This is a genomic window from Nocardia sp. NPDC047648, assembly GCF_040642815.1.
Lineage (GTDB): Bacteria > Actinomycetota > Actinomycetes > Mycobacteriales > Mycobacteriaceae > Nocardia > Nocardia gamkensis.
Genome location: NZ_JBEYSX010000012.1, coordinates 181,804 through 193,579, shown reverse-complemented (window position 1 = coordinate 193,579; position 11,776 = coordinate 181,804). Strand labels below are relative to the sequence as shown.

At 66.7% G+C, this 11,776-nt stretch carries 9 protein-coding genes; all 9 read right to left on the bottom strand.

Annotation, left to right across the window (positions count from 1 at the left end; genetic code table 11):
* Positions 1-78 precede the first annotated feature (78 nt).
* Positions 79-426, bottom strand: a complete 348-nt coding sequence (locus ABZ803_RS24610; protein ID WP_357042491.1) for a hypothetical protein — start codon at positions 424-426, stop codon at positions 79-81.
* 1,657 nt (positions 427-2,083) lie between these two features.
* Complete coding sequence (locus tag ABZ803_RS24605; RefSeq protein ID WP_357042488.1) at positions 2,084-3,988, bottom strand: acyl-CoA dehydrogenase family protein; 1,905 nt, start codon at positions 3,986-3,988, stop codon at positions 2,084-2,086.
* Positions 3,985-5,604, bottom strand: a complete 1,620-nt coding sequence (locus ABZ803_RS24600; protein ID WP_357042485.1) for an NAD(P)/FAD-dependent oxidoreductase — start codon at positions 5,602-5,604, stop codon at positions 3,985-3,987. Before ABZ803_RS24600 ends, ABZ803_RS24605 begins: the two co-directional genes overlap by 4 nt.
* 296 nt (positions 5,605-5,900) lie before the next feature.
* A complete protein-coding gene (locus ABZ803_RS24595; RefSeq protein ID WP_357042482.1) occupies positions 5,901-6,971 on the bottom strand; it encodes a GAF domain-containing protein in 1,071 nt (356 codons plus the stop codon).
* Positions 6,972-7,221: 250 nt separating this feature from the next.
* A complete protein-coding gene (locus ABZ803_RS24590) occupies positions 7,222-7,365 on the bottom strand; it encodes a hypothetical protein (RefSeq protein WP_357042479.1) in 144 nt (47 codons plus the stop codon).
* Entirely contained in the window at positions 7,362-7,571 is a 210-nt protein-coding gene (locus ABZ803_RS24585) for a hypothetical protein (RefSeq protein WP_357042476.1), read from the bottom strand. Before ABZ803_RS24585 ends, ABZ803_RS24590 begins: the two co-directional genes overlap by 4 nt.
* A gap of 65 nt (positions 7,572-7,636) precedes the next feature.
* A complete protein-coding gene (locus tag ABZ803_RS24580) occupies positions 7,637-8,119 on the bottom strand; it encodes a hypothetical protein (protein WP_357042473.1) in 483 nt (160 codons plus the stop codon).
* The gene (locus tag ABZ803_RS24575; protein ID WP_357042470.1) at positions 8,120-9,124 is read right to left on the bottom strand and encodes a hypothetical protein; all 1,005 of its coding nucleotides are present in this window, start codon (positions 9,122-9,124) and stop codon (positions 8,120-8,122) included.
* Between the two features lie 277 nt (positions 9,125-9,401).
* On the bottom strand, positions 9,402-10,604 hold the full coding sequence (locus ABZ803_RS24570) for a cutinase family protein (RefSeq protein ID WP_357042467.1): 1,203 nt from the start codon (positions 10,602-10,604) through the stop codon (positions 9,402-9,404).
* Positions 10,605-11,776 lie beyond the last annotated feature (1,172 nt).

Below are 11,776 nucleotides of genomic sequence, written 5' to 3'. Positions count from 1 at the left end.
CGTCCGCAGCGATCTCTCGCCGCGACTTTCTCCCTGATGCCAGAGGGCATCGCCTGTTTGCAGCCCGGACGGGAAGCCTCATCGTCCGGATCCCAGCCACAGAGGCCGCGGCAGCGCCTCGGCGAGGGCGCCCACCAGTTCCTCCGTCAGCGAGGTGATCGCGTCGAGGACCTGGTGGGTGATGTCGGGCACCGGATCAGGCATCGGCGCCGGGATAGGCACTGCCTCGACTCCGGTGGAAAACCTTGCCGCCGTAGGCGGCGCAGTGACGCCCGCGTCGACAGCGAGCAGGCTCTCCTGATTCACCGGCGCCAGGCCCTGCCCCGGATCAGCAGCGCCAATTCCGGCGACTGCGACCGCCATGGCCACCGGCAGTGCGCTCAGCGACATCGCTCGGGCGAGATGCCGTCGCCTGGGTGTGTCCATTCTTCGATACCCCTCGTTCGATGAGTGCGCGCGAGCACCACAGCGAGCGTGCTGCCCCGGATGGGCGGGCAAGATCACCCGCAACGAAGACACAGCCGATGATCGAATACGACCAATACATGCACGCTGGAATACACGCGATTCCGAAAGCCGCTCACGTGTCGGCCACTGCCGACACACGGAAAACGACGCCACATCCGGTTCCGCCACCAGCGAGATACCGGGAAACCCCCATCCAAAGGGGCGCATTCGTACTGTAAGTCGCCGAGGCGATAACCGCAACGACAAAAGATTCCAGATCACAACCGGTGGGGCAACGTGCGCACCAACAGCATCGACCACTGAACCGCTGAACGACGGGTTGCGCTGCTAACCATAGCTTTGGGCAGCATCTCCAGACCTTCGGCGGCCTACCCGCGTGCCGCTTCCAGGAAATGCACCCAGGCTGGGTACATTTCGCTATCTGCTTATAGCGCAGCGTGAAAAGTCACCCACAGTGGGTGTGTTAACGGCATTGACAAATCACGATCGGAAGCGAGTATCGTGGAATTCGGCAGAAACAATTCTGCTGCGCATAAGAAGACGGGAACTCACTTACGCCGGGCCTACCCGGCCGATACCCCCACCGACGAGTTCCTGCCGGTGCTGCCTCCTGCCCCCGAGGAGGCAGCACCGGATCCGCGTGGGCTGACTTCCCTGGCCTTTCCAGAAAGTGGCATCCGCTGGACCATTCGGACTCCAGTTCGGCCGGGAGGTCAGTGCACAACATCACCTGTCGCGAGACATGATGTGGGCGTGCGTGATCGACTCTCGCGCTGAGTCTCATCCTCCAGCAGCATCAGATCAGTCATCAGGGCGAGGCCACCGAGGTCTGAGATACTGGCTAGCCCTGGATCGGGCATCCGGCGTATCCGGAGACACCACCGACTTCCCTCGAAGCGGAGCGAGATAGCCAGTGCTCGACTTCGGTCTTCACTCCTCGCTCTTTCAGAATTGGTTCCAAGCGGGCCATGTCGTGCGAACTTCGGCTTCGGCGGCTCGACACACTGAGGTTTTCAGCTTCTGCGTTCTCCTCTCCGCCCGAACGGCCAGACTGCGAGGTGTTGCGCACTGTGTCACAGGCTTAGGCCACCACACCTCTAAGACCGCGGCCGTGTAGGCGCGCCTGTGAACCACAGTCGGCAACAGAGGTGATCGCGCCGCCGAAGTCGGGTTCGCTCGCGTTGACGGGTCCAGCCGCCCCGGCCTCGTGGGCCGGAACGGCTCGCACGCACGCGCGTCGGGCGCCCTTCGATCGCCCCATCGACTTGTTCTGGCCAGTCCCGGCGCGATCCCAGCGACGGGGACATCCCGAACTGGCCGTCTCCTCACGCAGCAGGACCGAACTCATCGACGTCGACACGCTCGTCGTTCTGGACCTCGCGCCGTCCGTGCCGGAGAAGCCGCCTCCACCCATCCCGCATCCGCACCCGCCGCCCACGGCGAGGTGTCGATAACCGCGCCGAGTTGCAGTCCGGCAAGCAGTCGTGTGTTCCGTACAGATGGGGTGGATATCTCCAAGCGGTGAACGACGCCGCTTCGGCGCGCTCGACGACAGCGCGGCTCCAGCTCCACACTTGCCAACCTCCCCTATTCGGCGTACCGAAACCCGAAGCGGTCAGGCATTGCGAGGACCGGACGCGCTGCTGGCCCGCTCGGCGGTGACCTCGCTGAAATCCTCGGTGCGCCAACCCAACTGCTCGCTCCAGGCGGCGATGTAGTCGGGCTGGTCGATGAGCGCGGGCAGGGGCGGGACACCGAAGGCATCGAGCACGGTGGTGTGCAGGTGCGCTGCGAGCGCGGCGTAGCGGTCGGTCAGCTGCCGCTGGACCTCACTGGCACGTTTGGCCGGAAGCTGCCGGTGGGTGGCATACCAGGCGGCGTGGGCGTTGATGCGCTCGAGCGCGAACACCGCACCCAGATCCCGCAGGATGGCCTCGGCTTCGGGGTCGTCGGTGGCGGTGGCGGCGGCGATCACAGCATCGGAGGCCAGTCGGTCGGTCACGGCGATCGCCACCTCGGTGGCGGCGGTGTCGGCTCCGACGACGCCGCCCCCGGTGAGTGCGCCTTCTCGGGCAGCGGCGACGATCGCCTCCTCCCGCTCGCGCAGCATCGCGTTCCACCACGGCAGTGGTGCGCGCTCGTCGACGACCCGCAGTTGGGAGATGTCGGTGTATCGGGGTGCGCGACCGGTGGCGACGAGTTCGATACTGCGACCGGCCGCCACCAACAACGCGCTGTTGGCGCCCTCGGCGGTGACCGTCCCGGCCACCCGGGAAATGTAGTCACCGAAGTAATTCATGCTCGATAGACCCTGCGCACCAACGATTTCACGGCACGTTGTCAGTACGTCGCGTGCGGTGTAGGTGGCCAGGGGTTTGGCCAGCATCGCCATCGGTGCGGCAGTCGGATCCGGTTCGCCGCCTTCTCCAGTGGTGAACCGGCCGCGGGTGACGTTGCTCAATGCGGTGGCGGCGGTGATGCGCGCGGCCGCGGAGACCAGGTCGCGTTGGATGCCGTCGCGGTCACCGAGCAGGACACCGCCTGCGGTGAGCCGTTGGCGGGCGTAGCGGGTGGTGATGCTCCATCCCGCTCGGGCGCTGGCCAGCGCCGCGCCGGCGTAGAGAGCGCGGCCGGAATCGATGGTGCCGATGGCCGCGTGGAATCGCCGGTGTCGACTCAAAGCGCAGTGAAAGCGGCCCTCATCATCGAAATGGGCCAACTGCCCGCACAGCAGCGCGTCCGCGGGCAGCGGCTTCGCGTTGAACCGAAAACCGGCGTGGTCCATCTCTGGTCCACCTACCGATGGCGGGAGCGGGCACAATTCGATGCCCTCGGTGAGCTGGCCGTCGCCGTCGCGCAGCACGACCAGAAACGGCCATACCCCTTCGTCGATTCCGGCGACGACCAAGCGGGCCAGAACGACCCCGATCTTGGCGACGGTGGGATCGGCGATATTCGGCATCCACTTGATCGCCGCCGCGCTCGGTGTGTGCAGCAGGAATCGACGCTGCTGAGGTTGCCAGATCGCTTGGGTCTGTAACCCGAGCAGGTTTGTGCCGTGGCCGAGTTCGGTGCCGGCGAACGCGCCGCTGGCGGTGCCGTCGTCGAGCGCTTGCAGTAGGGATCGCTGGTAGTCGGCTCCGCTACCCAGGCGCAGGATGGGCGCGATGCCCAAGTTGAACGAATGCAGCACGGTCAGCAGCCGCGGGGCGTGGATCGCGGCGGAGTCGTAGATGGCGCACAGGAGTGGGAAATTGCGGGCGATGTCGATGGCTGAGCCGCCGAGCGCGGCTACGAGCTGGGCCATCAGCTCGTAGCCGTGGTGGGCGGTATCGGTGTAGCTGCGGCCCGGGGCGGGGTCGTCGTCGAGTGCGGCGATGATGTCGCGGACGCGGCGCTGCTCGAGGGTGCCGGTACCGGCGAGGGTGTGCCGCAGCGCGGCGGGGGCCGGGCTGTGGGTGCGGGTGGAGTGGATGGAATGCCAGTAGGCGCGGCCATCGGCCGCAGCGGAAGTGGTCATGACAGGTCCTCGGTGAAAGAGTGGGTGGATGTGCGTCGCTGCTGGCTGATGCCGGTTACGACGTGGCGGTGTGTGATGGGCGTGGGAGGGTGTGCGCGCGTCGGGAAGCGATCGCTGGACCGGTAGGGCGTTGCGTGTCCGCGCAGCGGTAGCGGGACGAGGTCCAGAGCGGGATCACGCGCGGTCATCCGCGCGTACGCCCGGGCGGTCGACGGCCACGGCGTGACGACCCGGCCGGAGGCGGTCTTGTACCAACTGGGTCCTCCGGTGGGCCAGACGGTGTGGGCGATCGCCGCCTGCAGCCACCGGTCGTAGCTGGCCATGGCGTGGGCGCTGACCTCGAGCGCGGCCGCGCCGGAGGTTTCGCGCAGCCGGATCGCGGCCATGATGTAGCGCAGCTGGGACTCCTTCATACCGATGTTGGAGCCGGCGGCGTTGAAGGTGTTCGGGCCGGCCAGAAAGTAGGCGTTCGGAAACTTCGGCGCAGCCAGGCCGAGGAATGTTCCGCCGCCGTTCTTCCAGTATTCGTGCAGCAGCATGCCGCCGCGGCCCACGACTCGGATCGGTTCCAGGAACTCGGTGGCCCGGAACCCGGTGGCGTAGACGATCGTGTCGACCTCGTGCACGACACCGTCTTCGGTGCGGACGCCGGTCGGGGTGACGCTGTGAATCGGGGTGGTGATGAGCTCGACGTTGTCGCGGGCGAGCGCTCGATAGTAGCTGCGTGACAGCAGTATGCGTTTGGCGCCGATACGGTGCTGTGGGGTCAGCGCGTCACGAAGCCGCGGGTCGCGGACTTGCCAGCGCAGGTAGGCGCGAGCGGCCCATTCGGCAGGGCGCGCCGACCATCCGCCGGTCATCACTGGTGCCAGCACCAGATCGGCCGCGTAGTACACCAGTGCGCGATACAGCTCGTGGGTGATCGGGATCTTCCGCATTAGTGTGCGGGTGAGCCCCCCGAACTCGGGGCGGGGTTTGGGCAGCACCCAGGTCGGAGTTCGTTGGAACACGCGCACCTGCTCGGCGATAGCCGCTAGTTCGGGGATTAGCTGCACGGCGCTGGCGCCGGTGCCGACGACCGCGACACGTTGGCCCCGGAGGTCTCGGGTGTGGTCCCATTGCGCGGAGTGAAACCAGTCTCCGCAGAAGGTGTCGCGGCCGGGGATGTCGGGCAGATGGCGGCGGTGCAGCATCCCCACGGCGAAGATCACGGTCTCGGCGTGGACGATATGTCCTTGGGCGGTGGTGAGCCGCCAGCGGCCTGTGTCCTCATCGAGAGTCGCCTGGGCGATGGCGGTGCGCAGACGCAGATGCGGGCGCAGTCCGTGGTCGCAGACGACCTGGCGCAGATAGTCCAGGATATCCCGCTGACCCGGGTAGCGGACTTCGCCGCGATAGGGTTGTGCGGTCAGCGAATACAGATGTGACGGTACGTCGCAGTTGCATCCGGGGTAGGTGTTCTCGCGCCAGACGCCTCCGACATCGTCGGCCTCCTCGAAGATCAGGAAGTCGTCGATCCCGTTCTCGCGTAGCGCGATTCCTGCCGCGAGTCCGCCGAAACCGGCGCCGATGATCGCGACTTTCGCCATGGTCTGTCGCGAATCCGGTGAGTTCATAGTTGTTGCCTCACTTGTCTCAGCTGTCGATACCCGCTCCAGCCGTTTTCCGATGTTTGGTGCGACAGGTCGTTTGTCGCTGCTCGCCCCCGTGGCTTCGTTTGTCGCCGTTTTGTTCTGTGTCGGCGCGACCCGGCGGCCGCATCATGGAGGGTGCTGATGGCGGCGTGCGCCGGTGGCCACGCTGATGCGGCTGTCGGTCAGGACATGCCGCGCCCGTGGGCCAGTCGGGGCCAGTGCGAGGGCCGCTTCGGCACGCGCTGGTGGTGGTATTTGGGCTGCGGCGTGATCAGTGCTCATAGGGCCCGCTCTGCGTGGTCAGGATTCGAGCCGGGTGGGTTGCTTGCTTGCTGCTCGGGGTCAGGCCGTGGCGTGGGTCGTGTGCGCCGTGGCGCGGACAGCCGCACATCGACCATTGCCTGAGGTGCGTCCCCGCGGGTCAGGACTGTCCAGCGGGCCGCGACGACGACCCAGTCCTCCTCGTCGTCCCAGCGCATCCGCCAGTGATTGCGGGCGTGCTCGGTCCCGGATAGCAACTCCGCCCGTAGGGCGGCCAGCCTGGTGATGTCCTCTGGGTGGATCGTGGGCATCTGGTGCAGCCACCGGTCCAGGGGCGGCGGCCCTTGGGAGACCCACTCGTGCAGCAGGCCGGTGCGTAGGTCCACCACGCCCACGGCGTGCTGGGCAGGAATTGGCACCGCTCGGATCAGCCGCGTCGTCATTCCGGGAGCAGGAACGGGATTCGCGTCGCTGATGTCGTGGACCAGGGCTTGGACGGTGCGGGTGCGTCCAGCTCCGCTGCCGCAGGCGGCAATGGAAACATGCAGCCGCGCTTGGCTCATTACCCCTGCGGTGATGGCGGTGCCCGACCACAATTTCGGGGTGGGGGTGTCGCCGAAGAGGCGCAGAAATGCGGTGCGGTCCTCGATGCGTTCGAAATGTCGCATGAGGTCCGGCAGCGTGCGGTCAGTCGACCGCATCGAGTCGCTGTCCAGTATCCGTTCGAGTGCGCTGGTGGTGTGGACGAGTCCGCTACCGGACGCGGTCCACAGCATGGCGCCGACCTCCGGTCGCAGCGGCACTGCGGCATCGCGCGGGCCGGCCCACAGCTGCACTGCCCACACGTGATCATTCGGGCCGAGGACCGGGACGGCGAACACCCGCATCGCTCCACCCGAGGGTGGGTGAAGTGCGCGCACCTGCGGCTCACCGGTGGTGACGGTCTGCTCGATGATCGCGGGAATGTGCTGCGCCGCTGTAGAACTGCCCGCCGCCCGTGTCCGCGCGACTCGCGAGAATCGCCGGGGATAGGCGCCTTCGGCCACCACCGATCGCGGCAAGCCGGGCAGGAATGTCTGCACCAGCACCCACGCCGTCTCTTTCAGTGGGCGAGGACTATCGCTCCCCACGGCCGGTGCCGCGGCTGATTTCTGTTCGAGCCGTGAGCTCTGAGGGCCGGAGGGAGTCATCGACGGCTCCTCGCACAGCTGCGCGGGCAGTCGCGGCAGCGCTGACGTGCACACCGGGGGTAATGCCCGCCGATCGTGAGCGCGACGTTCGCTATAACCGTGCCCAGCGCGATGACGACCGGATAGACCGACTCGAAGTTCAGCACGATCAGCTCCCGCTGTGCTCCGGTGGCGCACCGGTGTCGGTGTGGTGGACCGTGCGTCGTGGCGGTGGGGCTGTCAAGCCGATCGCGGCATTGATGCTCACCGCCGCGACTGCGAAGGCGGTCAGGATCAACAGATCCGCGCTCATTGCGGCACCCCAGTGTCTATGACCCGCACGGCCAGGCGGATCACGCCGTCAGCCGCGCCTTCACAGCCCCTGTCGCCCGAGTGGGCGGGCACGAGGATCACCGTGTTGGTGCTGCTCGGCGGATGCGACGGTTCGGGGTTCGGCGACCAGATCGTCGCCCATCCGACGGCGGCCGCGACGACAACCGCGGCGTGGGCTGTGACCACACTGCTCAGCGTCTGCCACCGCCTCGGCAAGGTGTCGTCATCCGGATTCTTTGTGTCGCAATGCATCACGCTCTCCTGCTCTCGCGACTTGGGCGGCGGCCGCCGAGGAGCGCAGCGATCCTGCCTCTTCGGCGGGCACGGCGGTGCGAACCCAGGGCGGGCACGACCCGGTCGCCGGTGTTGGTCAAGGCCGTCACGACGGTGTCCTGGACACCGTCGAGGCTGGGAACGTGCACTGCGACCGGATCGCTGATTCCTGCCGCTGACAGCTGCGCCACCAGCTCGTCCAGACGCATCAGTATCGGTCCGATCCCCCGGGCTGCCGGTGCACCGAGGACGATCACCACCGCGGCGCTCGCCGACCGTGCCGCTGCGGTGATCGTCGCCAGGTCGATCTCGCCCCGCGGCTGTCGCAGCACGGTCACCGGATGCCCCTCACGCAGCAGAATGATGATGAGACCGGCTGCTTCAGTGTCGTTGTCGTCGATGACGGCGCGCGCAGCGTGCAGGGCGGCCGAGATCGTGTCGGTATTCGGCTGTTGCGGCATCTACTCGCCTACCGCATCGTCGTTGGGCGGGAGCCGATCGATGCGTTCGCGCATCTGCCTTTCGACCTCCGCCAGTGGGGACAATGCGCGCTCTGCCAGCCGCATCGCGGCCGGTAGCTCGCCGCGTCGGCGATGGGCCTTCGCGATGAGCATCACCGACGCGGACAACTGCGCGAGTAACAGCGTCTCGCGCGCCGCGTCGTGGGCTGTGGCCGATTGTTGAGCCAGCACATACGCCGTCCGCGCAAGACTGGCCGAAGGGGCCACGTCCGTCTTCGGGCCCGGACCGCTGCCCCGGGCCATGCCGGATCGGGCAACCTGCTCGGATGCCGTGGCCAACGGCCCACCGGAGGCGGGTTCGGTGCGCAGCGACCAGATCGCGAGAACTCCGGCGACTCGGGTGGCCGCCCACTGCCAGCTGTGGCGATCCGCAGCCTCGGAAAGTTGCAGGCGGTGATTGAACTGCGTGGCGTCTACCAGCGCTCGCTGCCACATCGCCGGGGAGGTCAACAGGATTGATTCCCGCTCCCAGCGGCCCATGATGCGCACGTGTCGCCACTCCGCCGCCGCTTCCAACCGCGCCTGTTCGCTGGAGTCCCAATCCAGGCGCAGCACCGGCAGCAGGCAATCGCCACCGAGTTCCGCGTCCGATACCTCCGGTCGCAGAAGCGTTGTGCGCGGATCGCGCAGCGAGAAACCGGCGACAGTCGAATCGTTCGCGCTGAAGCGTGGCTGCAGCATCATGCGCGGCGTGCGCAGCCGACGGACGAACTCTCCCTCGCTTACGCTGGCGACCGCCGCGGCCCGCACGATCCTGCGCAGCAGATCGAATTCGGTCGCCGGGTCGGCATCGCGGCGTTCGACCTGCGCGAGTTCATGCTCCGCGCCGAGCGGACCCGACGCGAGAAGACCGTCTGCGGGCACTAACCCATAGAGCTCTAACCGGTCTGGTCTGCAACGACCATCATCGTGGTGGCGCGGCTGGTCGTCCTCGTAGGAGCTCATCGTGGTTCCGCCGCTCGATCGTGGCGCCCGTGCACATCTCTTCGCCCGCGGGCCAGTGGCGCGGAGGCCGCATGTGAGTACCCGTCCCTGCTGTGTGCGCACGCCCTCGTAGCAGCGGAGATCGACGCCGGGGAAACCGACGATCGGGCCGCGCGGGGCTGGTCCGGCAGCCCTCCCGGAATGCGCTTTGGTGACGCAACGACATCGGCTGCGGTCGTCGGTGCGGCGATGAGGCTCGAGCTCAGGACATATCGGGTGTGGCCTTGCGCTTCGGCACTCATTGCCCGTTCCCCAAGAGATCATGTGAGGCTGCGGCGAACCAGTCGGCTGCCTCGTCGGTCTGGCCGTTGGCGCCGTACCCGGTGTGTGCGACAGTGACCGTCGCGTAGTGCAACAGGGTTGCGGGATTCAGCAGGTCGGCGTTCGCCGCGATCTCCGCGCCGACCGCCGCGCCGATCTGATTGACCAGCCTCGGAATCTGTTCCAGCGGGTCGGCGACGATCGCGCCGACGATTTGACCGACTTTGTCCGCTGCAGCCTGGGTTTGCTCCGCGGTCGCCGCGGGAGTGCGGGGATCCGCCGCCTCCGCCAGCCGCTGCGAGACGGTCTGCGTTGGGACGTAATTCGCCTGGCCAGCTGGATCAACGGTGACATCCGACAGCAACACCGCATTACTCGTCTCGGTCACCGTCTGACCCCATGCCCCTGCCAAGCTGCCTGCCGCAGTGATCGGGTCACGTAGGTCGGCCTGCGCCGCGAGTCCGGCTGCCGTGCGCAGCGCTGCGGCATGACCGGGCGCATCGCATGCCAAGTCACCCGCCGCGCAGAACTCGCCTACTCGCCCGGCAAGGACACCGAAGTCGGTGCCGCGATCGGCGATGCCGCCGCTGCCCGGGACCGGCGACAGCCGCACCTGTCCGGTGTGCGTGCCGTCGGTGCCCGGCGGGGCACTCGGCGACGACTGGCCCGCCAGACCCGGTATCGGCCCTGTCCCGGCCGGTCGCGTGGGATCACTCAGCAGCGCGATCGCGGCCACTCGATCTGCAGGCACCGGACCGATACCCGCGCCGATGTCCTGTGCGAAGCCGGACACTACCGCGGCGCCACCGGAATATCCCGCCGCCGCGATCTGTGTGTGCGGGCAACGGTCCATGACCTCGGCTGCAGTGGCGTCCAGTCGAGCGCGCGCCTGATCGGTCGAGGAGGCGAACGGGTCGGTACCCGGTCCGGTGCCCAGCGCACCACCGAATGATGCCGGGTAGGGAATGTAGACGCGGTCCACGCTGGCTCCTTCAGCGAGCATCGGCGCGAACACCCGGCCGAGCATTCCCGAATCCGCCGTAGGAGAGGCGGTCGGCGACGACTCGGAGGTACCCTGCACGCCCAACACCAGCAGCGCCGGACAGCCGGGCAGCGGGACGGGCCCTTCGTCTGCGGCTGCGGAGCCGGCGCCTGTCGCCATCACAGCGGCGGTGGTCACGGCCACCGCTCCCCACGCACCGGCTCGTGTACTCCTAGGGCAGCGGCGATGCCTTCTCATGCACTGACCTCCACAACTGCATGAACAAGGGCTTCTCGCGCAGCGACCTGCACGCCGCCGAGGGCCACACTGGCCTCGGTCACGAAGCGAGTAATGGAATGTCGCAATGGAATTCCTCTTTCAACGATCGAGAAGCATCGGAGGTAGACAGCGCAGCAGCTGACGGTGAAGTCTTCGCGGTTTCCCGGGCTCTGCGATGAGCCCGGGAAACCGTGGAGACTTCCAGGAGCCGGCCCGCAACGTGTGGGATGGCTCACGCCCGCAGCGCTAGATCACGCCGAACGAGTGCAGAAGCGAGATCCCGTTCGCCAGGATCGACAGAACGCTCGAGGCGAGATTCGAAACTTCGTAGGCCAGAGCGAGAATGTCCATGAGTTAGGTATTCCTTTCATTGCTGACGCACGTTGTCCGTACATCGAAATGGTGGCCGCTCGATATGAACTGATCACATTTCACACCGAGCTTCAGCGTTCGCCCGACAGCGAATGGAAGGACATCTCGTACACGTGCAGCGCACAGCGCAGCTACGGCGCACGCGAATTGCCCACCGCCCCCGGCGAATTGTCAGCCTCATCCATCCATAAACGAGCGGAGCCCCACGGCAGTTGCTGCCGGGATGTCCGATCGAGTACCGAATGTTCGGGCTACAAGCAGTCTTCCGGCAGGAAGATGTACGTGTCAACGCTCTTTGGGTACCCACTTTGTACACATTTTGCAGAAAGGCCCCCGGACCGTCAGCACCACCGACATATATCGGCAATTTCACCCACGCTGGGTGCATTTCCCGTCGGTTATTGACTGCATTGGGGCGATCACACGGGACTGCTCTACACTCGCATCGCCCGCGGCAAAATTGGCCAGCTCTGCCTGCGATCCCTCAGGCCAGCCACTGTTGCGGGGCATCGGAAAGCGGCACCTATCGCATTGCTATATCGGTGCGCTACGGAACGCCACGCCACCTGGCGTTGGCCGCACAGTGGTAAAGACCGGAAACGGCCGCGATCGATCCGTTCGAGAGTCGGACAGATAGAACCGATATCCTTCATGTCACGACTGGATGGGTCCGTACTCCCTGATCTACTGGCAGCGTCCGCGTCGACAGATGACCGACA